Here is a 23,210-nt window from a genome sequence, read left to right on the forward strand (position 1 = left end):
GTACGTCTTCGTTATTATATAAATCTTTTACATTACCAGAAGACCGTGTAAAGAGCGACAAGTATACCAATCACTAATACTGATCCTGCAATAAAACCTGGATGTGGTTTAAACATAGAAGTGTCTATTTCAAGATTTACAGTCTTAACACCATTCCTACTTTCGTAAGTACTGATAAGGAACATGCCAACAAAACAGATTACGAATACAAAACCCATTCTATCAAGGAAAGGTATTTCAACCAATCCAGATATCGCACTCTTAGCAGCAAATCCGTAAGGAATAAGGAAGCTTAAATCTGTCCATTCAGGTAAGAATTTAAATACCAGGGAGAATAAGAAACCACCAACTGTTGCAAATAGAGCCGCATTTGAAGTAGCCTTTTTCCAAAAGAAACCTAATATAAACATGGCAAAGATACCTGGAGATACAAATCCTGTATATTCCTGAATATATTGAAATCCACCTTTTTTATCAATCCCTAAATGTGGAGCAATAATTACCCCTAATATCATTGATACCACTACAGTGAGCTTACCTACATTAACTAAGTTTTTTTCACTTGCTTCGATATTAAACACTTTTTTGTAAATATCTAAAGTAAAGATAGTCGCAATACTATTTGCTTTACCAGCTAACGAGGCTACAACTGCAGCTGTTAATGCCGCAAATGATAGACCTTTTAAGCCTGCCGGAAGAAGATTTAACATTACAGGATAGGCTCTATCCTGATTTAATTCTCCATTCATCAACATATCATGACCAAAGTTCCCTGAACCTTCCTTATAAAGAATATAAGCTGCAATACCTGGAAGAACCACAATAACCGGCATTAACAACTTAAGAAATGCGGCGAATAGAATACCATTACGGGCTGTCTTTAAATCAGCACCTAAAGCACGCTGAACGATATATTGATTACATCCCCAGTAATTTAAATTCACAATCCATAAACCACCTAGTAAAACAGTTAAGCCTGGAAGATCCAAGAAGTTACCATTATCCTTTTTCAGAATCATCTGGAAGTGTTCCGGCGCTCTCTCCATCATATGGCTAAAACCGCTTATGACCCCTGAATCACCATAGTGCTCAGCGACAAGGTTTAATGCCAGGTAAGTAGTAGCCAAACCTCCAAGAATCAAGAAAAACACTTGAATAACATCCGTATAACCAATTACTTTCATCCCTCCAAGGGTGATAATAATGGCAAAGAATGCAAGGAAGTACATACAAAAAGTCAGGCTGATTCCCGAAATAGCACTAACTGCGATCGCACCCAAATACAGGATAGATGTTAAGTTAACCACTACATACAATAACAACCAGAAGATTGCCATAACCATTGCCACTGTACCATTATATCGCTGGTGCAGGAACTGGGGCATAGTAAAAATCTTATTTTTTAAATACACCGGAATAAAGAACACCGCTACAATGATCAATGTAAGTGCGGCCATCCATTCATAGGCTGAGATAGCCAATCCGATTTGAAATCCTGATCCACTCATTCCGACAAACTGCTCTGCTGAAATGTTAGATGCAATTAAAGAGGCTCCGATGGCCCACCAGGTTAAAGATCCTTCCGCGAGGAAGTAATCCTTTGAGCCCATGGTAGCAGCTTTCTTTCGGTAATAGATCCACAATCCATAACCGGCTACTATCACAAAATAGATAAGAAAAACAATGTAATCCTTCGTGTCAAGCGTATTCATTTGGTTTATATATCTGTTATTAATAATTTACAATACTCCTTTTCTTAAAATGAAGGGAAGGATAACCTTGCCTTTCACGCTAATTACCAATAATTTAAACAATTTTAACTACACAGTTAGTGTATAGTAAACACTCATAAATTCCGAGCCTCAAAGTAGGAATATTTATCTAAATAATAGTAGGAAAATGAATTTTTATCCATTATTAAAACAATTACAACTTTATTCTATTTTTCGTCCTGATATCTGATGAAGAGCTTCCTATAAGGATGTCAAATTTACCAGGTTCTAAAACCCATTGATTTTGCTTGTCATCATAATAACTAAATGCACTTTTATCTAAATTGAATTCAATTTCTTTAGACTCTCCTGCGTTTAGAAAAACCTTATTAAATGCCTTCAACTCTTTTACAGGTCGTTTCAAAGAAGACTTTAAATCACGAACGTACAATTGAACTACTTCTGCCCCTTGTCTGGTGCCTGTATTCTGAACCGATATTTTCACACTGGCAGAGCCAGTTGAAGTCACCACAACAGGTTTACTATATTTAAAGGAAGTATAGGATAGGCCGTGACCGAAAGCGAACTGAGGTTCTACTTTATAGGTATCGAAATAGCGGTAACCCACAAATATATCTTCGTTATAATGCACATTTATGCTATCACCGGGGTATTCACCTAACTTGTGAGCTGGAGAATCTTCCAAATGTTTCGGAAAAGTCACTGTTAATTTGCCCGAAGGATTAACAACACCGAAAAGAATTTCTGCTAATGCTGTTCCTCCTTCCATCCCCGGATATCCTACTTGTAAAATACCTTTAGCCTCATTGACCCATGTATCAATATCAATAGGACCACCGCCATAAAGCACAACAATCGTGTTCGGATTTGCTTTTATAACCGCACGAATCAATTCATCCTGACCAAAGGGCATATTCATATCAGGTTTATCAAAACCTTCAGTATCGTAGGCATTATCACTCCAGACACTATAATCATAACCATGAGTCCAGCCACCCACAACAATAGCCACATCAGCCTTCTTAGCCGCATCAACTGCCTGTTGAATTAGCTTTGGATCTGCCTGCGCATTCCTGGCAATCGTATAGCCCTGTTCGTAAGTTATCCCTACACTATTTCCACAAAGATTTTGAAGTCCTTTTAAAGGAGTAATTTCATACTTGGTTCTAACCTGAGAACTTCCACCACCCATTCCATTAGTACGATTTCCATTAGCACCTATAACTGCTATTGTTTTAATAGTCTTTTTATCAAGTGGCAAAACATTACCCTTATTCTTCAACAGGATAATCCCTTCTTCTGCTATCTTGCGAGCAACATCGGCATGTTCTTTAGTAGCATAAGTTCCTGAAGGGCGCTTGTCGAACATATGAGTCTTATACATCACTCTTAGAATGCGCCGCACTTTATCATCTATTACCGATTCGGCAATTTCACCTCCGCGTACCATTCTAAGAGCAGCATCTGCGAAAAAGAATTTACTGTAATCCGGATTTGGTAACATTTCAAGATCCGTTCCCATTTCCAGGTCCGCTCCACCAAGCAAAGCTTCTTTAGTGCTATGAATCGCTCCCCAATCACTCATTACCAATCCCTGGAAACCCCATTCTCCCTTTAAGATCTTATTGATCAGGTAATCATTATAGGTGCAATATTCTCCTCTGAACCTGTTATAAGATCCCATCACCGTATTTACGCCACCTTCTACAACTGCAGCTTTAAAACCCGGCAAATAAATCTCTCTCAATGCCCGCTCACTCATTTCTACATTAATACCACTCCTGTTGATTTCCTGATTATTCCCCATATAATGCTTCAAACTCGCTGAAACACCCTGGTCCTGTACCCCTTTAATGTATCCAACCACCATTTTGGAGATCAGATAAGGATCTTCACTCATATATTCAAAGTTCCTTCCATTAAGTGGAGTCCTCATGATATTTATTCCCGGACCCAGAATAACATCCTTTCCCCGATAATTAGCCTCACTGCCCAATACAGAACCTGATGCATATCCCATTTCAGGATTCCAGGTTGAAGCCAAAGTTATACCAACCGGCAAATACGTAGATGAATCATCCCCCTTATTATCCAAAACCCAATCTCTTCCATGTTCGGGACGCACTCCATGAGGTCCATCAGATGTCATCAATTCTGGAATTCCTAAACGCGCCACACCAGTGGATGTAAAAGAAGAATTTCCATGAATCATACCTATCTTTTCTTCAAGAGTCATCTTCTTAATGAGACTTTCGATTTTAGATTCAGTAGCTGGGTCGGTTGTTTGTTGAGCCGAGACCGGAAGCAAATTAGTGCCCATATAAATGGCACAACAAAGAATGGATAATAGCAATTTAGATTTCATCGTGGTTAACTGTTAGCTTATTGTTCAAAATTAAACAGCATTATAATAATATTAGGTATTGATATGTTACTATTAGGGACTCATTATGTTAAGTAAGCTCATTTAAGTTTATTTACTTCCGCTTCATTAATAGTAAATATGCTATCCATGCCATATTTCATCAGGCATACTGATTTTTGTGGATACATCTGTCCAAGTTTTTAAATCTTTAGAGGTAATAGCACCGTATTTATGATCTCTGTACTTGTCAAAATAAACAATCCACTGATAATTTATTTTAAGAGTTGCGGGACCCTCTGCCCAATAATTTCCTGTAATAGGTTCACTAGCCTTGCTGTATGGTCCTGCCAGATGTTTGGAAAATGCCATTTTCAAGTTCTTTTTTACCGGCTCCTTTGTTTCATCTTTCATAAACATCACCCACTTTTTCCCTACCTTCACGATAGCAGCATCAATTACATTAAACCCGGGATCATATAGCAGTTTAGTATCCGTGAATATCTTGAAATCTTTGGTTGTCGTATAGTACCTCCGGTGATTATAGCTATTATCCGCAGTGCTTTGCGTTTCAGGAAACAATCCTTTTATCGTGGTAGCCCAATAAATCAGGTAGGTCTTCGACTTTGCATCATAGGTTATTTCTGGTGCCCAGGTATTTCTGGTGCCTTTTTCATGCTGCATAACAGGAATAAACTGCTGTTCAGACCAATTAATCAAATCATCAGAACTCACATAACCTATTCCTTTATCTTTGCAGCTCACGGTCCGCACCATATGAAACTTACCATCACCGCCACGTATTACACATGGATCTCGCATTAACTTGTCAGCACTCACTGTGGGTGTTAAAAAAGACTGATCATTTTTAAGCGCTTCCCATTGATATCCATCTCGACTATAAGCCAAATGAAGGCCATCTTCTCCATTCCCTTTAAAGTAATAGAAAAGATAAACGGGCTGAGCAAATGCAGAAATAGCTAAGAATAGAAATAAAACTGGCAGTATAACTGTCTTCATAATGGTTTAAAGTGGTCAAAAATAATGAGGCAAGTTATCAGATTATTCAGTAGAAAGAAAATCCTTTCTTATAAATCAATCAAATTGTCTTAATTCGCCTCAATTGTAATCGAATTTGCACTTAATCCTGCCGATGTTGCTTCCTCAATAATAGCCCCACTCGCATTCCTCGACTGAATGATAGCCAATGCCAAACCATTAAAGGCACTACGCCGACTTACTTTAAAGGATTCGTGACTAGTTGAACAGGACTAGCTGCCGACCATAGATGAGGGCTGTTAATGAGCACATTTGATCAACCCGATAGGAACTACCCCAAGCAAGAGCACTTGTATTAGAAACAACAGCCACCTGCTCTCCCTGATCATTGCAAATCTCAGTTTTGAGCATTACATTTAAGGTTTTTAGGACTTATTAGTGATTATAGTGTTAACAAGAGCATCTGCTTCCTTTGCCGAAACCAAAGGAGTAGATACAAAAATACCATACTGAGGAATATGAACCGGATTTACAGTCGTTAACCATACATTCCGATAAATTCCAAAGCCCGAATACCAGCCTGAGTTAGGTTGTTTCGAGTTATCCACTTTTACAGCAATCACATTGCTTCCCCCGTAATTAAGATACTTAGAAAGCTCATATAGAAAAGAAATATAGCCATTAGGACACTTTCCTAAATAATGTACCTGATGGACTGCCTGATGGGCACTGCGTCCTGGCGGGAAGCCATAACTGTTTGTTGAAAAGCCGCCCTCGTACTTAGGGCTCAGCCATTGGGAAATGGCTTGCTTTAGTAACCTGTCGGTTACAGTTGGGATGTCCAGTTTCCTTTGACATTCTAACATTCAGTCCTTCCGGTTTGTCATACAAACCTTACTATGACTTGCAGCCTATAGCTGATTGCCATGCCCGACAAACTAAAAAACCCGGTAAAGCATTTCAAAAGCTCTACCGGGTTTTTTTATTGTAGAATTAATTAAGCTAAAGAAGCTAATTCTTCATCTTGAATCTCTTCATAGAGATTAAAATAATTTTCATAATCAGCAGATGCTTCATATTCAATTACTGGTTTGTCAGTTGCCTTTACAAACTTAACAAGCTCAGGACTAATTGCTGCTCCACCAAAAACAACAGCATCAGAGTAAGAAATTGCACCTAAGTGTAATGACTCACAATCTAGATTTTTGAATGCCTCTAAGTGCGATGCATCCATACCATTCATAATTGCTTTTCTCGAAAAATCAGGGTTTAGCTTTTCCGTAAAACAATTGTCGTAAACTGAATAAACAATCTTCGAGTTTTTAAACGTAGGATCATCTTTGTAAGTAGTTCTCATGTAAACAGGAACTAAAGAAGTCATCCATCCATGGCAATGTACCACATCAGGCGCCCAACCTAGTTTTTTTACTGTTTCTAATGCTCCTTTACAAAAAAAGATAGTCCGTTCATCATTATCTTCATAGAACTTATTACTATTGTCTCTGAAAACATGCTTTCGCTGAAAATACTCTTCATTGTCTAAGAAATATACCTGCATGCGAGCTGAAGGTATTGATGCGACTTTAATGATCAACGGGTTATCGTTTTCATCGATGATGATGTTCATTCCTGAAAGACGGATGACTTCATGTAAGCGATTGCGACGTTCATTTATGCTACCAAAACGAGGCATTAAAATGCGGATTTCGAATCCTTTGTCTTGCATTGCTTGTGGAAGTTTCCGGGTAATTTCAGAAATTTTTGTTAACTCGAGGAAAGGCGACATCTCGTGAGTAATAAATAATAACTTCGTTTTTGCCATCTCCAAATGTTAAATAAATGAAAGAATTTGGGACTGCAAATATACACATATAATATGACATATCAATGAATTACGCAATAGGTATCGATATTATTTATCGATTTATTAGCTGTGTGGGTCCAATTATTATCAATTTCCAAGGTGTTTTATAGTTAAAATGAAAAATAAACCGGGCTATTTTATTTTGAGAATTGTATTCGTTTTTATATAATTGCTGCTATTTACCTAATTTTTAACTCCCAATTCGTAATCAATAGGTTTTCACAGTTTTAAAACTCATTTTAAAGGGAACCTAATAGATAAACTTCGCCCGTATTATCAAATATTTATTTACAAGTCAGCAAGCACAAATTAATTCTACATCCTTAGAGAAGAGAAGAAAATTATTTGCTAGATCAATTTTTTTTTTAAATGATGTTTTAAGTTTTAATACGTGAAAAGACCAGAACGATCAGGTACCTATTTCTAATGCTGCTTATCGCTTAACCGATATATATTCCCCTATTCCTGGCCTGTCATGATTATTAATTTATTCACACTTCCTACCCACCTCCCTCGCACCTTCTCCGCACCTTGTCCGCTCGAAATGCGAATCAACTGCGAAACAGGTCAAACCTAGATCCGTGTTAGTTACAACCACAATAAGATGTTCCATTTTGAATTAGAATAACCGAACAATGGATCATGATTATGTAATTTGATACGCAAGGCTTTTTGTGATGATAATCATTGCTCGCTATTCATTTTTCTTATAGCTTCGCTGAACCTATAAAAGCTGGCTTAATTAATTCAAGCGTATTTGGATTAAAAACGCCTGCCTTTTATAGAAGATAAAGTGTTACAACTGTTTAACATCTCTTATCATTCAGCATAATTGTCATTAAATACTATTACAATTGAAAATCTTTACATCAAAAGCAGAGTTATCTCATTTGCTAACGGAGTTAAAAAAGGAAAATAAGAAAATAGGTTTAGTTCCTACAATGGGCGCTCTTCATTCCGGTCATTTATCTTTGATCAAAACGGCCAAACAGCAGACAGATGTCGTAGTTTGCAGCATTTTTGTTAATCCTACTCAGTTTACAGATCAAAAAGATCTGGAAAAATATCCGCGTACAGTTTCTGCTGACATTGAAAAACTCACAGAGGCGGCTTGCGATTACTTATTCCTTCCAGAAGTAACTGAAATGTATGAAGAGCATGAAACCTGGCATTTGGACATAGGTTATCTGGAGAATATGCTGGAAGGAGCAATTCGTCCCGGACATTATCAGGGTGTGACACAAGTAGTTTTCAAGTTATTCCAAATTGTAAACCCTACGAAAGCATTTTTCGGCCAAAAGGATTATCAGCAAGTGCTTATCATTCGCAAAATGGTCGAAATTCTAAATCTGCCTGTTGAGTTAGTGATGTGTCCTATTGAAAGAAACAAAGAAGGACTTGCACTAAGCTCCAGGAATGTACATCTATCAGAAACAGAAAAAAGCAAGGCACTCTTGCTCAGCAAATCACTCTTTACGATACGGGACCTTTCGGCCCAGCATACTCCTGAGGAATTAAAAGCTATCGCCCTGAATATCCTGAAATCTGACGCTGATATTAAACTGGATTATTTCGAACTATTAGATAAAGACACCTTAACAACCCTAAATAATGACAGTAAAGGCATGGTAGCCTTAGTAGCGGCCACTATCGGAAAAACGCGGTTGATTGATAATATGATTTTTAATTAACAGGAGAAGGGATTTCAACTAGTAGACTTTCAATACCTTTTGCTAATTTTGCATCATGATTATTCAGGTTTTGAAGTCAAAGATACACCGGGTAAAAGTTACCCAGGCAGAATTGAATTACGTGGGAAGTATCACAATTGATGAAGACTTAATTGATGCAGCGAATATTATTCCTAATGAGAAGGTTCAAATTGTAAATAATAACAATGGCGCCCGTTTTGAAACCTACGTGATTAAAGGAGAGCGCGGCTCCGGCATAGTTTGTTTGAATGGTTCATGTGCACGCCTTGCTCAGGTAGGGGATATCGTCATTGTGATGTCTTTTGGTTCCCTGACAATGGAAGAGGGTAGAAAATATCAGCCTATTCTTGTTTTTCCGGACGATAACAACCGACTTATTAAATAAATATCAGGATACTGTTGAATAGCTTATGGATAAGTTAGAAATCATCGACAAAAAGATAGTTAGTTTACAACAACTTAGTCCATTGATTAATATGTGGAAATTTCTTGGTAAAAAAATCGTTTTTACCAATGGATGTTTCGACTTGTTACATCTTGGACATATTGATTATCTGGCAAAAGCAGCAGCATTAGGTAATAAGCTAATTATCGGATTAAATACAGATAGCTCTGTGTCCAGGATCAAAGGTCCTTCAAGACCTATTACCGATCAAAACTCAAGAGCAGCACTGCTTGCCTCCTTGTTTTTTGTTGATGCAGTGGTATTGTTCGATGAGTCCACTCCTGCAGACCTGATTTCGGCAATTACGCCTGATGTTTTGGTTAAAGGAGCAGATTATACAGTAGAACAGATAGTAGGAGCAGATATTGTGTTGGCTAATGGTGGAGAAGTGAAAACCATTCCCTTTTTAGATGGCTATTCCACTTCATCAATTGAGCGTAAAATACGTGAGCAAGAAAACTAATATATTTCATTTTTAACGATGTTATTATGCCTTTAAAGACTTTTCGCCTGTTTTATACCTTTATAATTACATCAACTGTCCTTTTTACGGCATGTGGTAAATCAGAAAATGGCTTATCTCAAGGAACCTGGAGAGCGACAATTAAAAATGAAGCAGGCACAGAGGTTCCTTTTAATTTCGAGGTATTAGATTCTGCAGGCAAGAAAGTCATTTATATATTAAATGCAAATGATCGGTTAAAGGTAGACGATATCACGGTAACTGCTGATTCGGCTATTATTAAACTCCCACTGTTTGACTCTGAATTCAGAGCAGCTTTTACATCAGATGGTCTGACTGGAAATTGGGTCAGGCATTTAGCAGATAAGTCTGTAAGCATGGAATTCAATGCGGAAAGAGACGTAAAATATCGCTTCTTTGAAGAGGATCCTGAAACGCCTGAACAAATAACAGGAAGATGGTCCAGTAATTTTATCAGCACAGACGGTAAAGACACTACGTTAGCAGTAGGAGAATTTACACAGCATAAGTCTAAAGTAACCGGTACATTTCTGACCACTACTGGCGATTACCGTTTTCTTGAAGGGTCTATTTCGCAAGGCAAGCTTTTTCTCTCTGCCTTTGATGGATCTAATTGTATGCTTTTCACAGGTACGATTGATGGTAAAAATATCGTGGATGGCAAATTGTATTCAGGGTTTTCTTCGGTTACAAACTGGTCGGCAGCGAAAGACGATCAAGCTATACTTCCAGATGCTTATTCCTTAACTACGCTTAAACCCGGCTTTTCTACCCTGGCTTTCAGCTTTCCTAATTTAGATGGGAAAATAGTGTCCCTGACTGATCCTGTGTATAAAAACAAGGTTGTTATTATTCAGTTTCTGGGAACGTGGTGCCCGAATTGTATGGATGAAACTGCTTTTATGACCGATTTTTATAAACAGTATAAAGACAGGGGAGTGGAAGTAATAGGTTTAGCATTTGAGCGTACAAGTGATCCTATAAAGTCGAAAAACAGTATTGAACGACTTCAGAAGCGCTTTGATATCACTTATCCGCTATTAATAACCGGATATTCAAATAAAGATGTTTTAAAAGGCATACCAGCTCTTCAGAATTTTAATGCATTCCCTACCACTATCATCATTGATAAAAAAGGAAAGGTAAATAAAATTCATACCGGATTTAGCGGTCCGGGTACAGGTAAGTATTACACCGACTTTATTAAAGAGTTCGAAACACATGTAAATCATTTACTTACCGTAAAGTAATTATGAAAGACCCTTATAAACTGCTCGGCCTTTTTGTGGCAGGGCTTTTTTTGATAACCTGTTCCAGCACTAAAAAGGTGGTAATGGACCCTTTGTCGGTATATGAAACCAGAGCGGGTGCTCATATTTACCAACCCGCTTATACGCAGGTCACAGATATCATCCATACAGGGCTTGACATCAAACTAGATTGGGATAGTGCTTTTGTAATCGGGAAGGCCACGATAGAAGCCAGACCCTATATCTATCCATCCGCTCAGATTATATTGAATGCAAAAGGGTTTAAAATTAACCAGGTCTATCTTCTGGATAATTATGATCAAAAACCATTAAAATATACATACGACGGTAAATTGCTAATAGTTGATCTGAATAAAACCTATACGCATGATGAGGAATACAAAATCATGATCGACTATGTGGCTATGCCCGAAAGGTTAATAGTAGGTAAGGATATTGCGTCATCAGGCGACAGAGGGTTTTACTTTATTAACCGCGATAGCAAGATTGCCAAGAAACCCCGTGAGTTCTGGACTCAGGGTGAAACCCAAAGTAACTCAGGTTGGTTTCCTACAATAGATGATCCGCAGGAAAAGATGACCCAGGAAATCAGTATCACCTTACCTAAAGATATGGTTTCGCTGTCCAATGGCTTGTTGGATTTCTCTGCTGACAATGGAGATGGCACGCATACAGACAATTGGCGGCAAGAACAAGCGCATTCTACCTACCTGACCATGCTTGCAGGTGGCGACTTTAAAATTGTTAAAGACACATGGAACGATAAAGAGGTCAATTATTACATGGAACCAGAATTTGCTGATAATGCCAGGCTAATTTTTGGTAAGACACCTGAAATGATTGGATTCTTTTCTAAAAAGCTGGGAGTTGAATTTCCATGGGATAAATATTCGCAGATTGTGGTACGTGATTTTCAGGGAGGTGCCATGGAAAATACCACTGCAACGACCTTTTTTGAAGGGATGAACATGACTGCAGGGTACCATCTGGATGAAGATCATGAAGATATTATTGCCCATGAGCTTTTCCATCATTGGTTTGGTGATTTTGTTACAGCGAAATCATGGTCAAATTTACCCTTAAATGAATCGTTTGCTACCTATGGGGAATACCTCTGGGAAGAACATGAATATGGCTTGGATGAGGCTGATTACAAAGGATGGGGGGATGCAAACTCGTATTTAAACGATACAAGGGCGAAAGAGAAAGATGTGATCCGGTTTAATTACTCCGATCGCGAGCAGATGTTTGATGTGGTAAGCTATCAAAAAGGCGGACGGATTCTTCATATGTTAAGGAAAACAGTTGGTGACGATGCTTTTTTTGAAAGCCTTAATTTGTATTTAAAAAAACATGCTTATCAGAATGCAGAGATTCATGATCTCCGTTTGGCTTTTGAAGAGGTTACGGGAAAGGATCTGAACTGGTTTTTTAATCAGTGGTTTTTAAACTCTGGCAACCCCGAACTGACTATAAACAGTAAATATGATGCGCTGACTAAAAAATCGATGGTGAGTATCAGTCAAACGCAATCATTAAACACCGCACCTTTATATCGGTTACCATTAGCCATTGATATTTATAGTAACGGAAAAGTGCGGAGGGAAGAGGTAATTGTAGATCAAGCGGATCAAACATTTTCATTCGACCAGGAGATTGAGCCTGAATTGATTAACGTAGATGCTGAAAAATATATTCTCTGCAGTAAAAAAGAGAATAAAAGTATTAAACAGTATGCATTTCAATATGCAAATGCTCCTTTATTTGCTGACAGGATGGAAGCCTTGCAGGGATTGATTAAACAGCCATCGCAGACTCTTTCCATTAGCACTGTGATTAAGGCTTTAGATGACAAACAATGGGCTATCAGAAGAATGGCTGTCCGGAGTTTGAGTTTACTTCCTGCCGAAGCACAGGCTACTGCTTATAATAAAGTAAAAAACATGGCATTAAAAGATGTTCGGTCTTATGTTCGGTCGACAGCTATAAATGCCCTAAAGGGTGTTTATAAGTCTAAAAACAATGCTGAAGTACTTAAAAAAGCAGCCAAAGACCAATCACCCAGTGTGATTCAGGCCCTGGCAGGATAGCTTTTTTAATTTCTGCTTAAGGATCCGAAAACCATTTTAATGATGGACAGCACGATAGCGAAGATTAAAGCCGCTAAAAAGCCTGTGGTATTGAAACCTTTCATGAAATGGTCGACTAATAAAACCATCAGTACGGTGATGATAAATGACATCAAACCCAAACTTAAAATATTAATAGGAAAAGTAAAAAGCCGGAGTATCGTACCGATGGTGGCATTGGCTAAAGCGATAAGAATACCTGCAATGATGGCACTTAAAAATCCATCAACGTGCACTCCAGGAACAAGAAAAGCAGCTACCGACACGGCTATGCCGGTAAGTAATAGTTCAATTATAAATCTCATTTAATTATCTTTTAAAATTACGAACAGTATTTAAGCTCATAAAGTTTAAACATACTTCAAATTGTGCATTGATTCGTATTATTCTTAATTTTATCCATGTCCTTATCTGCTCAGGAAATTTTACAAAAGTATTTTGGATACGATGAATTCCGTCCACAGCAGGAAGAAATTATCAATGAAGTCATATCTGGAAACGATGTATTGGTATTAATGCCTACAGGCGGAGGAAAATCAGTGTGTTTTCAGATTCCGGCATTGCTGAGGGATGGAGTTTGTATTGTGATCTCCCCTTTGATTTCGCTCATGAAAGATCAGGTAGATGCCTTAAAAACTAATGGCATAGCGGCTGCATTTTTAAATAGCACACAAAGCTTTGAGGAACAGCAAAAAATTCTGGAATCCTGTTATAAAAAGGAAATTGCACTATTATATGTATCGCCTGAGCGGCTTATTTCCGATATTTCGTCGATCACTTCGATGACTAACCCTTCGATGTTTGTTATTGATGAGGCGCATTGTATCTCCGCGTGGGGACATGATTTCAGACCGGAATACAGGCACATTGGCTTATTGCGGCAACGATTCAGTCACCTGCCTTTTATTGCGCTTACGGCAACTGCAGATAAGGTAACGCGAAAGGATATCATCAAACAGCTTCATTTAAAGGATCCGAAGATCTTTGTTTCCTCATTTGACAGGAAGAACCTGAGTCTGGATGTACGAATAGGGATTAAAACCAAGCAGAAACTGGAAGAGATAACCACTTTCATTAAACAAAACAACAGTCTGTGTGGAATTATATATTGTTTAAGCAGGACTACCTGTGAGGAGGTAGCTTATGAACTTAAAATAAAGGGCATCAACGCGGGTTATTACCATGCGGGGATGAATGCAAGGGAAAGGGAGCGCGTTCAGGAGAACTTCATAAACGACGATTTAATGGTAGTTTGTGCTACTATCGCTTTTGGGATGGGAATAGACAAGTCGAATGTCCGCTGGGTGATTCATTATAACCTACCCAAAAGTATGGAGAGCTACTACCAGGAGATTGGCCGTGCAGGCAGAGATGGCCTTCCGGCAGCAACTATCCTATATTATAATTATTCGGACCTCACGATGCTAAATAGATTTGCTGCTCAAAGTGGACAGGCGGATATTAACCTGGAGAAGCTAAAGCGCATTCAGCATTACGCAGAAGCAGATATTTGCAGGAGAAAGATCTTGCTTAGCTATTTTTCGGAGACCCTAGAGAAGAATTGTGGCAACTGCGATGTATGCCGCCATCCCAGGAAACACTTCGACGGCACACTACTCATTCAAAAAGCACTCTCGGCAATGGCTAGAATGAGAGAAAAAGAAGGAGCAACGATGGTTATCGATGTATTAAGGGGTTCGTTGCGAACGGACTTGAGAGAGGCCGGTTATGATAAATTGAAAACGCATGGTATTGGTTCGGATTTGTGCACGTCAGACTGGCAACGCTATTTGATGCAAATGCTAAATCTGGGCATTATTGAGATGGCTTACGACGAAAACTTCGCTCTTAAAAGTACTGCCTATGGTAAGGAGATCTTATTTGGCAAGAAAAAAGCGGAACTCATTGTACTTCCACCTTTAATTAAACCTGCAAAAACCAGTTTAACTACTCATGCTCGACCAGTAAATTACGAAGACGAATTATTAGAACAATTAAAAAAAGTAAGACGCAAGTTTTCACTGGAAGAAAAGGTTCCTGCCTATATTATTTTCAGTGACGCAACGCTGCATGAAATGGCGGATAAAAAACCACTCACAACAAGCGAAATGTTGTCGATAACTGGTGTCGGCGAGTATAAGTTTGATCGTTACGGTGAAGAATTCCTTGATTTAATTGGAAATTATATGGTTCGTAAAAAGCGGTCCTATAGATAGGAAAGCCGCATTATGTGTATCATTTGCCTGATAATCTTGGGCTTATCCGGAAATAATTTCCATAAAAAGATAATTACCTATATTTGCAGCCATGGAACTGCTAACTGATGACGTGCAGATCTATCTGGAACAACACTGCGAAGAAGAGTCAGAGTTGCTCAGATATATAAGTCGTGAAACGCATTTAAAGGTGCCAATGGCCCGAATGCTTTCAGGGCATTATCAGGGTCGTGTGCTAAGTTTTCTGAGTAAAATACAACATCCGGATCGAATTCTTGAGATAGGAACTTATACGGGTTACGCAACACTTTGTCTGGCTGAAGGACTAAGGGAAGATGGATTACTGCACACGATTGATGTGAATGAAGAACTTGAAGAACGAGTAAGGGAGTATTTCAATAGTTCACAATTAAGTAACAAAATAGTGTATCATATAGGTCAGGCAGTTGATGTAATTCCTACTTTAACTGATTCTTTTGATTTGGTGTTTATAGACGCTGACAAGAAGAATAATGGCACTTATTACGATATGGTGTTTGATAAGGTGACCAAGGGAGGCCTTATTATAGTCGATAATGTTTTGTGGCATGGGAAGATAGCCATGGGAGCAAAAGATAAAGACACTCAAAATATCAGTACATTTAATGACAAAGTAACTAACGATCATCGCGTTGAAAAATTAATTCTTCCTGTACGTGATGGTTTATTGATAATCCGTAAATTGTAATCTATGCTAAAAAAAATAATATATGCCAGCCTTATAGTTTTTCTTTCAGGGACAGCCGTAGCTCAAACTCCAGCAGAAAACTATATTGAAACGTATAAAAAAGTAGCTGTTACTACAATGAATCAGCATGGTATTCCAGCCAGTATTATTCTGGGCATCGCTATTCATGAATCGGCAAGTGGAACCAGCAGAATAGCAAAATACCTTAATAACCATTTTGGACTGAAAGGAAAAAGTGGACCTAAACCAATAAAATCTGCATATAAAGGGTATGACAACGTAGACGACTGTTACGTTGACTTCGTATCGTTTTTAAAGAATCAATTTACAGGCTTATTTACCCGATATGCATCTGATGATTACAGAGGCTGGGCAATGGGCATTCAACGTGGCGGATATGCGCACAGCCGTACCTGGGCGAGTCAGGTAACTGCCATCATTAAAAAATATAAACTTAACGAGCTGGATACCCCTTCTTCGAGTATCTTGCAAAGCAATGTTTCAACGCCTGCCGAATCAGAAGAAACTAGTACTTACAATGTAAGAAGAGGGGATACACTAATACGGATTGCCGAGCGTTTCAGAACTACTGTAAAAGAAATAAAAAACAAAAATGGCTTAACAAGCAGTATGCTTAATATTGGCCAGAGCTTACATTTGTAATATTCTGAATGAAAAAATATCTTCTGATTGCATTGATGGCCACAATGCTGGCTTCTTGTAGCAGCAAAAAACAACTTGTTGGTACTCATCGTACCTTTAAAAAGCCGGAAAAAATTATTACCAATAAGCCTGATAAAATAAAGTTCCCCAAACATGACGGTGTTCTTGTTGAAGATAAAATTGTGAAAGTGTATTCCACCAACGGTTATGTAGAACGGTTTAAAGATATTGCCATTGAAGAAATGATTAAAAATGGCATTCCGGCGAGTATCACACTTGCACAAGGGATGCTGGAGTCTGCAAGTGGCAATAGTCCCTTAGCACGCGAAGCAAATAATCATTTTGGCATTAAGTGCCATGCTGGATGGACAGGTAAGACGATCTTAAAAGATGATGACACTGCTGGTGAGTGTTTCCGCTATTATAATTCGGCAGAGGAATCGTATAAAGACCACAGTGAGTTTTTAAAGCGTAGCCACTATTCTTTTTTGTACGATTTGCAAAGGGACGATTATAAAGGCTGGGCAAAGGGACTTAAGAAAGCTGGATATGCGACTAACCCCCGGTACCCCGAATTATTAATTGACCTGATAGAAAGGTATGGACTTGACCGCTACGATAGGAGCGAGTCTATATACGATAAGGTTCAAAGAGAAGAGAAGGTAATGGCTCAGATTGCGGAGAAACCTGCGGAAACCCCTGCAGAAATCGTTAAACCAGCTGTCGCATTGAAAATTTATCAGGTAGTTCCGGGTGACACTTTATATGCAATAAGCAGAAAAGTAGGGTTATCGGTAGACGAGATTAAACTAGTTAATTCGTTGGGAGGAAATGATCTTAAACCAGGACAGCTTTTAGTTGTTTCAAAATAGGTTAAGAGTTGTTAAACTTTAGGCCTTTTATATCATTCTGGGTAGATTTACCATCGGTGAAAAGTCTAATATTCTTACTTTTATTACTTCATGTAACCTGCACTGCCTTTGCGCAAGAAAAAACAGTGCAAGGAATCGTATTTGATAGAGATTCTAAGCTCAGGATTACCCGTGTCTATCTGTATAATATGCGTACCCATACTGGGTTCTATAATAATACGAAAGGTGAATTTACCACTAAGGCCCTATTAGGTGACACGCTTGTGGCAGCTGTTCATGGTTATAATGTCGATACACTGGTTATTCCAAAGGCCAATGCTGTACTGTTCTATTTGAAACGAAATAGCATTCAGCTGCAGGAAGTCACGATAAATGACACTCTGCTCAGTCCGGATAAGCGTTTAAATCGCACTAAAAATGAATACAAGGACATTTATTTTAAAGGTGATCCACAAGATATTCTACAGATGGGAACAGAAAACAGACCTGGGGGTGCAGGATTGGGTATAGATGCCATTTTTAGTCTATTAAGCAGGGAAGGGAAAAATGCCCGTTATCTTCAGGAAATCATAGAACGGGATTACAAGGATAATATCATCAATTACAGGTATACTGCTACGCTAATAAATAGAGTGACCGGATTAACAGATGATAGGCTATTGGATTTCATGCAGCAATATCGTCCTTCATACAACTTCATTCTGAGAGCTGACGAGTATCAATTAATCAGCTTTATTAAAGAATCATTTCGGCGGTATCAATCAAATCCTACACTCAACCGGTTACCGCCACTTATTCCAGAGTATAAATAAATGCAGTTTCCTATAAGAAAAATATCCTTTTTACCGGCTTCAGGAATGGCTTTGTTCCCCTTTATACTGGTAAAGTATGACTCTTACAAAAAGGATCCGTATTTAATTAATCACGAAAGGATCCACATCTATCAACAGATTGAATTGCTGGTCTTATTTTTCTATTTATTTTATATTTTGCATTATTTGATTAATCTTGTGCGCTATCGCAATCATCACAAAGCGTATGCAAATATTGTATTTGAAAGGGAGGCATTTTCTATGGATCATGATATCTCCTATCTTGAAAAGCGTAAAATTTTCTCTTGGTTTAAGTTTTTGTAATGGTAGTTTTTTTAAATAGATGGCTTTGCTATTTCTTTTTTTCTTTAATTTGCCCTAATATGGTGAAAAGACTAATCTTTCTGCTGTGCTTGGCCTGTTCTTTACATGCATATTCTCAGGATAGTAAATCGGACACAACTGAGTTAAGCAAATTAAGACAATATCCTCAAAAAAAAAGTCTTCCTGTTAGGCGACCGTTTCTGCAGCTTCAACCAATACAAATTCCCCAATCAGAACTTAACCTGAAGGTGAACTACTGGCGGAATTGGGTATCTTTTGGAATCAACATGAATCAGGCTTCTTTTAGTGATAATTGGAGTGGTGGGGGCATTACTTCACTCGCTGTAGGAACGTCCTTCAATTATAAAACAGACTATACTAAAGGCGATAAAAGTTATGTTTCGGAAGTTATTTTGCAATATGGTAAGATAAAAAATAAAGGCCAGTTGCAACGGAAAACAAATGACCGCTTGTATTGGGATAACAAAGTGGCCTTAAAATTATCAAAAAGCTGGAATTTCTTTGGGTCTGTTAACTTTGAATCTCAATTTGACAGAGGATTCGCCTACTCAACGATAACTGAAGATGATGTCAAGAGAGAAAAGGCTACAACTATTTCCCGTTTTATGTCGCCAGGTTACTTAACGGAATCGTTGGGTTTGGAGTTTAGACCAAGTCGTTATTATTCCTTACGTATCGGTACTGGAACTGCCCGTCAGACCTTTGTTTTGGACAAGAATATTTATAAAAATATAGCTAAGAATTATGGTGTAGATACTGGTAAAGTAGTCAGAAACGAGCTTGCCTTTCAGCTGGTGAGTAACTTTGAAAAAGAAGTGATGCCTAATTTAGTAGTTAAAAGTGTGTATACGATGTTTGCCAACTACGAAAAACTCCGGAGTATTGACCAACGTCTTGACCTTACCATGATTGCTAAAGTAAATAGGTTAATCAATGTCACTGTAGCAGGAGTAGTATTGTATGATGATGATGCCAGTCGTAAAATCCAGGCAAGTCAATCGATCTCATTGGGAATTCTTTATAAGTTCCCATACTAACACCACCTAACTTTCATTTAAAAATATTACTTAACTTTGCAACAGCTGTTTAAAAGCGGATTATTAACATGTTTGAAAATTTACAGGATAAACTAGACAGAGCCTTTAAAGTACTTAAAGGTCAAGGTTCGATTACGGAAATTAACGTGGCGGAAACCATGAAGGAGATTCGAAAAGCCCTTCTTGATGCCGACGTAAACTATAAAACAGCCAAAACTTTTACAGATGACGTTAAAGTAAAAGCCTTAGGTCAAAACGTTTTAACGGCTGTATCGCCCGGACAGCTTCTTACCAAGATCATGAATGATGAGCTTGCAGGATTAATGGGTGGCACTGCAATAGAATTGAATTTAACCGCTAATCCTACAATCATACTGATTGCGGGATTAAATGGTGCTGGTAAAACCACATTTTCAGGTAAGCTGGCTAACTATCTAAAGACACAAAAAGGGAAAAAACCTTTGTTAGTGGCTGGAGACGTTTATCGTCCTGCTGCTATTACACAGCTTCAGGTTCTTGGAGAACAAATCGGAATCCCAGTTTATGCTAACCTTGAATCAAAAGATCCAGTTGCTATTGCTCTGGAAGGGATAGCCGAAGCGAAGCGAAATGGGAATACTGTTGTCATTCTGGATACTGCAGGTCGTCTTGCTATAGATGAGGCCATGATGAATGAAATTGCTGCTGTTAAAAGTAGTACCAAACCTCATGAGATTCTCTTCGTTGTAGATGCAATGACCGGACAGGATGCTGTGAATACCGCTAAAGCATTCAATGATCGCCTGGACTTTACTGGTGTCGTTTTAACCAAGCTAGATGGTGATACCCGGGGTGGAGCTGCCCTTTCTATAAAGTCTGTGGTCAATAAACCGATTAAGTTTATTGGTACTGGCGAAAAAATGGAAGCACTGGATGTATTTTATCCAGAAAGAATGGCCTCCAGAATACTCGGAATGGGTGACGTGGTATCCCTGGTTGAACGTGCTCAGATGCAGTTTGACGAAAAGGAGTCTGCTGAATTACAGAAAAAAATACGCAAGAATAAATTTGACTTTAACGACTTTATCGGACAGATCCAGCAAATCAAAAAGATGGGTAACATGAAAGACCTTATGGGAATGATTCCGGGGGTTGGTAAAGCGGTTAAAGACATGGATATTGACGACAATGCATTTAAGCCGATAGAAGCCATCATCCATTCTATGACCCCTTATGAACGCGAGAATCCTGATGCTATAAATCAGAGTCGACGTGGTCGTATTGCAAAAGGATCAGGAACAAACCTTCAGGAGGTGAATAAGCTGATTAAACAATTCGATGATATGCGAAAAGTCATGAAGCAGTTTAGTAATCCTGCAGCTATGACTAAAATGATGAAAGGCATGCCGAAAATGCCTTTCGGGAAATAAGATAAGGGGCTGTATCAGAATTTCAAATTCAGATACAGCCTTCATTTATAATAGCGGTACCAACTTTTCCATTTTCATTCCCCTGGATCCTTTGATAAGTATCATGGCCTCCTTGATAGGATTATCTGATAGTCCACTCATCGCACTGTCAATATCTGTATAAAACTCAGCCTGAATATCCGTTTTCAAAGCATCAAACTCCTTGCCTATGAATATCCGACGGTCAACTGGTATACTTAATGCATGATTTACAACTTGCTGATGCTCTTCCAGAGAATTAGCACCTAATTCAAACATATCTCCTAAAATAAGCACCTTTTTACTGGCATGAACCAGGTTGAGATTGTCTATTGCTACCCTCATGCTGCTTGGATTAGCATTGTAATAATCGCAGATCAGTGTATTTATAGCTGTTTTAATAATTTGCGAACGATTATTTCCTGGAGTATAAGAGGATATCCCCAAATCAATTTCATCTGCTGACACACTAAAATAAAGGCCAATAGCAACTGCAGCTAAAATATTCTCCAAATTATAACTCCCTGTGAGATTAGTTTTTAGCTGACGTCTCTCCTTAGCAGATACCCACTCTATAGTGAGTAAAGGGTCATTTGAGAGAATAAAACCCGAAACTTCATTATCCTCATTCTGCCCATATCGTACTGCCTGATCAATTCCCCGGCAAAGATACATCTCCTTTAATAGCGAATTATTACCGTCAACAAAAATCACACCCTTATTTGATTTAATAAAATCATATAATTCCCCCTTTGCCTCTTTAACTCCTTCAAATCCACCAAATCCATCCAAATGGGCCTTCCCTACATTTGTAATTATACCATGTGTAGGTTGGGCAATGGCACAAAGGCCTTTTATTTCCTTCTTATGATTGGCCCCCATTTCTACAATGGCTATTTCCACATCAGGCTTAATAGATAACAGCGTCAAAGGCACACCAATATGATTATTCAAATTACCAATGGTGCAGTATGTTTTATAATGTTGGGATAGCACGGCATTCAGCAACTCTTTAGTCGTTGTTTTGCCATTTGTTCCGGTGATACCTATAATTGGAATAGTTAGTTGAGCACGGTGATACGTGGCCAGTTCCTGAAGCGTCTTTAACGTATCCTGAACTAATATATACCGGTTATTTTTATAATACAGGCCATCATCAATTATTGCATACGATGCCCCAGCTTCTAATGCCTTGGCCGCATACTCGTTTCCATTAAAATTATCACCCTTAAGTGAAAAAAACAGACTTCCTGGTGTAATATTTCTCGTATCCGTACTAACTGTCCGGTTCTTCGTATAGAGAATGTATAATGCTTCAATATTCATGACAAACACTTTGATGCAATTATAAATTAAATAAAGAGAGGATTGCTGTTTGTTAAAAAAATGAAACAAAAAAAACCGGACTTAGCCGGTTTTCTAAATATGTTTAAGAATTTCTTATAAATACTTCAGGAAAGAAACATCTCCATCTGGAGTAATCTTAACTAATACATTTGCATTGCCTTTCTTAATGTTAGCAAAATAGATTGTATTATAGAATCTTTTGCCAGTAAGCATTTGTAAAGGTGAAGCCGCTTCGCCATCAAAGTCGTAACGTACAACTTCATTCACCTTATAATCATTATAAAGCTTTGTTAGTCTGCGTTGACCAACTGCAGGAATCTTATCAGCAGCTACATATTGTGTAGTTGCGATATACTCACCATTGCTGTCAAAAAATGCAGATAGTTTTTGACCGTCTAATGTAAAGACTGCCTTCTGGAAGTTATTTGTAACTCTCCATTTTACATCTTTAGCTGCCTGATATTTATTAAGGAAGTTATTTTCTGCAAAATAAGAAACGTTTGCTTCCTTACTTTCGTTTTTATCATCAGCAAATCCCTTTGTTGATAAAGCCAGAACTAAAAAGGCTAAGTAAAAAATCTTTTTCATAACGCTGTTTTTATTTTCACATCAAAAGTAACATATTATTGAATATATTTAAAATATATTTTACTTTTTATGATATTTTCACAATAAATAGCTTTATTTATTGAAATATTAAAAATATACCTATGCAAACGTACGTCATTTGAGGATTTCAAAATTGATGACAACTTTATTACATGT

General features: G+C 38.1%; 22 protein-coding genes. 12 read left to right on the forward strand and 10 right to left on the reverse strand.

The genetic code is table 11. The features are described 5' to 3' along the window. Positions 1 to 32: 32 nt before the first annotated feature. The 7 genes from ADIARSV_RS09055 to ADIARSV_RS09075 form a co-directional block, all read right to left on the reverse strand. The gene (locus ADIARSV_RS09055; protein WP_016195181.1) at positions 33 to 1,712 is read right to left on the reverse strand and encodes a sodium/sugar symporter; all 1,680 of its coding nucleotides are present in this window, start codon (positions 1,710 to 1,712) and stop codon (positions 33 to 35) included. 214 nt (positions 1,713 to 1,926) lie between these two features. Continuing rightward, on the reverse strand, positions 1,927 to 4,098 hold the full coding sequence (locus ADIARSV_RS09060) for a glycoside hydrolase family 3 C-terminal domain-containing protein (protein WP_200864737.1): 2,172 nt from the start codon (positions 4,096 to 4,098) through the stop codon (positions 1,927 to 1,929). A gap of 141 nt (positions 4,099 to 4,239) precedes the next feature. Beyond that, positions 4,240 to 5,115 carry a glycoside hydrolase family 43 protein gene (locus ADIARSV_RS09065; protein WP_016195183.1) on the reverse strand — a complete coding sequence of 292 codons (876 nt, stop codon included), beginning with the start codon at positions 5,113 to 5,115 and terminating at the stop codon, positions 4,240 to 4,242. Positions 5,116 to 5,204: 89 nt separating this feature from the next. Beyond that, positions 5,205 to 5,309, reverse strand: a complete 105-nt coding sequence (locus tag ADIARSV_RS23175) for a hypothetical protein (RefSeq protein WP_394331147.1) — start codon at positions 5,307 to 5,309, stop codon at positions 5,205 to 5,207. A 43-nt stretch (positions 5,310 to 5,352) separates the two neighbouring features. Then, the gene (locus ADIARSV_RS21860; protein WP_160166652.1) at positions 5,353 to 5,505 is read right to left on the reverse strand and encodes a hypothetical protein; all 153 of its coding nucleotides are present in this window, start codon (positions 5,503 to 5,505) and stop codon (positions 5,353 to 5,355) included. Between the two features lie 14 nt (positions 5,506 to 5,519). Further along, entirely contained in the window at positions 5,520 to 5,960 is a 441-nt protein-coding gene (locus ADIARSV_RS21470) for a sugar-binding domain-containing protein (RefSeq protein ID WP_016195184.1), read from the reverse strand. Between the two features lie 131 nt (positions 5,961 to 6,091). Beyond that, positions 6,092 to 6,916, reverse strand: coding sequence for a glycogen/starch synthase (locus ADIARSV_RS09075; protein ID WP_040299625.1), 825 nt, complete (start codon positions 6,914 to 6,916; stop codon positions 6,092 to 6,094). 896 nt (positions 6,917 to 7,812) lie between these two features. On the opposite strand from ADIARSV_RS09075, the gene panC reads away from it, so the two are divergent. The 5 genes from panC to ADIARSV_RS09100 are packed head-to-tail and all read left to right on the forward strand — an operon-like array spanning position 7,813 to position 12,960. Beyond that, positions 7,813 to 8,649 carry a pantoate--beta-alanine ligase gene (gene panC, locus ADIARSV_RS09080; RefSeq protein WP_016195187.1) on the forward strand — a complete coding sequence of 279 codons (837 nt, stop codon included), beginning with the start codon at positions 7,813 to 7,815 and terminating at the stop codon, positions 8,647 to 8,649. Between the two features lie 55 nt (positions 8,650 to 8,704). After that, a complete protein-coding gene (gene panD / locus ADIARSV_RS09085; RefSeq protein WP_016195188.1) occupies positions 8,705 to 9,055 on the forward strand; it encodes an aspartate 1-decarboxylase in 351 nt (116 codons plus the stop codon). A 25-nt stretch (positions 9,056 to 9,080) separates the two neighbouring features. Next, positions 9,081 to 9,578: a D-glycero-beta-D-manno-heptose 1-phosphate adenylyltransferase gene (gene rfaE2, locus ADIARSV_RS09090; RefSeq protein ID WP_016195189.1), complete on the forward strand. Its 498-nt coding sequence runs from the start codon at positions 9,081 to 9,083 to the stop codon at positions 9,576 to 9,578. Between the two features lie 26 nt (positions 9,579 to 9,604). Next, on the forward strand, positions 9,605 to 10,849 hold the full coding sequence (locus ADIARSV_RS09095; protein ID WP_016195190.1) for a peroxiredoxin family protein: 1,245 nt from the start codon (positions 9,605 to 9,607) through the stop codon (positions 10,847 to 10,849). 2 nt (positions 10,850 to 10,851) lie between these two features. Further along, entirely contained in the window at positions 10,852 to 12,960 is a 2,109-nt protein-coding gene (locus tag ADIARSV_RS09100) for a M1 family aminopeptidase (RefSeq protein ID WP_016195191.1), read from the forward strand. Between the two features lie 5 nt (positions 12,961 to 12,965). On the opposite strand, the gene ADIARSV_RS09105 is transcribed toward ADIARSV_RS09100, so the two are convergent. After that, a complete protein-coding gene (locus ADIARSV_RS09105; protein ID WP_016195192.1) occupies positions 12,966 to 13,304 on the reverse strand; it encodes a phage holin family protein in 339 nt (112 codons plus the stop codon). Positions 13,305 to 13,400: 96 nt separating this feature from the next. On the opposite strand from ADIARSV_RS09105, the gene recQ reads away from it, so the two are divergent. From recQ to ffh, 7 genes are all read left to right on the forward strand, one after another. Then, the gene (gene recQ, locus ADIARSV_RS09110) at positions 13,401 to 15,215 is read left to right on the forward strand and encodes a DNA helicase RecQ (protein ID WP_016195193.1); all 1,815 of its coding nucleotides are present in this window, start codon (positions 13,401 to 13,403) and stop codon (positions 15,213 to 15,215) included. 91 nt (positions 15,216 to 15,306) lie between these two features. Beyond that, entirely contained in the window at positions 15,307 to 15,942 is a 636-nt protein-coding gene (locus tag ADIARSV_RS09115) for an O-methyltransferase (RefSeq protein ID WP_016195194.1), read from the forward strand. A gap of 3 nt (positions 15,943 to 15,945) precedes the next feature. Next, positions 15,946 to 16,605 carry a glucosaminidase domain and LysM peptidoglycan-binding domain-containing protein gene (locus ADIARSV_RS09120; RefSeq protein WP_016195195.1) on the forward strand — a complete coding sequence of 220 codons (660 nt, stop codon included), beginning with the start codon at positions 15,946 to 15,948 and terminating at the stop codon, positions 16,603 to 16,605. Positions 16,606 to 16,613: 8 nt separating this feature from the next. Beyond that, on the forward strand, positions 16,614 to 17,477 hold the full coding sequence (locus tag ADIARSV_RS09125) for a glucosaminidase domain-containing protein (protein ID WP_016195196.1): 864 nt from the start codon (positions 16,614 to 16,616) through the stop codon (positions 17,475 to 17,477). A 56-nt stretch (positions 17,478 to 17,533) separates the two neighbouring features. Beyond that, complete coding sequence (locus ADIARSV_RS09130; protein ID WP_040299628.1) at positions 17,534 to 18,289, forward strand: hypothetical protein; 756 nt, start codon at positions 17,534 to 17,536, stop codon at positions 18,287 to 18,289. A gap of 383 nt (positions 18,290 to 18,672) precedes the next feature. Beyond that, positions 18,673 to 19,671, forward strand: coding sequence for a DUF3078 domain-containing protein (locus ADIARSV_RS09140; RefSeq protein WP_040299633.1), 999 nt, complete (start codon positions 18,673 to 18,675; stop codon positions 19,669 to 19,671). A 68-nt stretch (positions 19,672 to 19,739) separates the two neighbouring features. Continuing rightward, positions 19,740 to 21,080, forward strand: a complete 1,341-nt coding sequence (ffh, locus tag ADIARSV_RS09145) for a signal recognition particle protein (protein WP_016195200.1) — start codon at positions 19,740 to 19,742, stop codon at positions 21,078 to 21,080. 45 nt (positions 21,081 to 21,125) lie between these two features. On the opposite strand, the gene ADIARSV_RS09150 is transcribed toward ffh, so the two are convergent. Both ADIARSV_RS09150 and ADIARSV_RS09155 read right to left on the reverse strand, forming a co-directional pair. Then, entirely contained in the window at positions 21,126 to 22,424 is a 1,299-nt protein-coding gene (locus tag ADIARSV_RS09150; RefSeq protein ID WP_016195201.1) for a UDP-N-acetylmuramoyl-tripeptide--D-alanyl-D-alanine ligase, read from the reverse strand. A 114-nt stretch (positions 22,425 to 22,538) separates the two neighbouring features. Next, positions 22,539 to 23,033 (reverse strand): hypothetical protein, encoded by a 495-nt coding sequence (locus tag ADIARSV_RS09155; protein WP_016195202.1) that lies wholly within the window; start codon positions 23,031 to 23,033, stop codon positions 22,539 to 22,541. Positions 23,034 to 23,210: the final 177 nt, after the last annotated feature.

The sequence above is a fragment of the Arcticibacter svalbardensis MN12-7 genome, from assembly GCF_000403135.1.
GTDB classification, from domain to species: domain Bacteria; phylum Bacteroidota; class Bacteroidia; order Sphingobacteriales; family Sphingobacteriaceae; genus Arcticibacter; species Arcticibacter svalbardensis.

Bases quoted from the DNA above. Each gene is read 5' to 3' on its own strand.
- ADIARSV_RS09055 (WP_016195181.1), bottom strand. From the start codon at position 1,712: ATGAATACGCTTGACACGAAGGATTACATTGTTTTTCTTATCTATTTT.
- ADIARSV_RS09060 (WP_200864737.1), bottom strand. From the start codon at position 4,098: ATGAAATCTAAATTGCTATTATCCATTCTTTGTTGTGCCATTTATATG.
- ADIARSV_RS09065 (WP_016195183.1), bottom strand. From the start codon at position 5,115: ATGAAGACAGTTATACTGCCAGTTTTATTTCTATTCTTAGCTATTTCT.
- ADIARSV_RS21860 (WP_160166652.1), bottom strand. From the start codon at position 5,505: ATGCTCAAAACTGAGATTTGCAATGATCAGGGAGAGCAGGTGGCTGTT.
- ADIARSV_RS21470 (WP_016195184.1), bottom strand. From the start codon at position 5,960: ATGTTAGAATGTCAAAGGAAACTGGACATCCCAACTGTAACCGACAGG.
- ADIARSV_RS09075 (WP_040299625.1), bottom strand. From the start codon at position 6,916: ATGGCAAAAACGAAGTTATTATTTATTACTCACGAGATGTCGCCTTTC.
- panD (WP_016195188.1), top strand. From the start codon at position 8,705: ATGATTATTCAGGTTTTGAAGTCAAAGATACACCGGGTAAAAGTTACC.
- rfaE2 (WP_016195189.1), top strand. From the start codon at position 9,081: ATGGATAAGTTAGAAATCATCGACAAAAAGATAGTTAGTTTACAACAA.
- ADIARSV_RS09095 (WP_016195190.1), top strand. From the start codon at position 9,605: ATGCCTTTAAAGACTTTTCGCCTGTTTTATACCTTTATAATTACATCA.
- ADIARSV_RS09100 (WP_016195191.1), top strand. From the start codon at position 10,852: ATGAAAGACCCTTATAAACTGCTCGGCCTTTTTGTGGCAGGGCTTTTT.
- ADIARSV_RS09105 (WP_016195192.1), bottom strand. From the start codon at position 13,304: ATGAGATTTATAATTGAACTATTACTTACCGGCATAGCCGTGTCGGTA.
- recQ (WP_016195193.1), top strand. From the start codon at position 13,401: ATGTCCTTATCTGCTCAGGAAATTTTACAAAAGTATTTTGGATACGAT.
- ADIARSV_RS09115 (WP_016195194.1), top strand. From the start codon at position 15,307: ATGGAACTGCTAACTGATGACGTGCAGATCTATCTGGAACAACACTGC.
- ADIARSV_RS09120 (WP_016195195.1), top strand. From the start codon at position 15,946: ATGCTAAAAAAAATAATATATGCCAGCCTTATAGTTTTTCTTTCAGGG.
- ADIARSV_RS09125 (WP_016195196.1), top strand. From the start codon at position 16,614: ATGAAAAAATATCTTCTGATTGCATTGATGGCCACAATGCTGGCTTCT.
- ADIARSV_RS09140 (WP_040299633.1), top strand. From the start codon at position 18,673: ATGGTGAAAAGACTAATCTTTCTGCTGTGCTTGGCCTGTTCTTTACAT.
- ffh (WP_016195200.1), top strand. From the start codon at position 19,740: ATGTTTGAAAATTTACAGGATAAACTAGACAGAGCCTTTAAAGTACTT.
- ADIARSV_RS09150 (WP_016195201.1), bottom strand. From the start codon at position 22,424: ATGAATATTGAAGCATTATACATTCTCTATACGAAGAACCGGACAGTT.
- ADIARSV_RS09155 (WP_016195202.1), bottom strand. From the start codon at position 23,033: ATGAAAAAGATTTTTTACTTAGCCTTTTTAGTTCTGGCTTTATCAACA.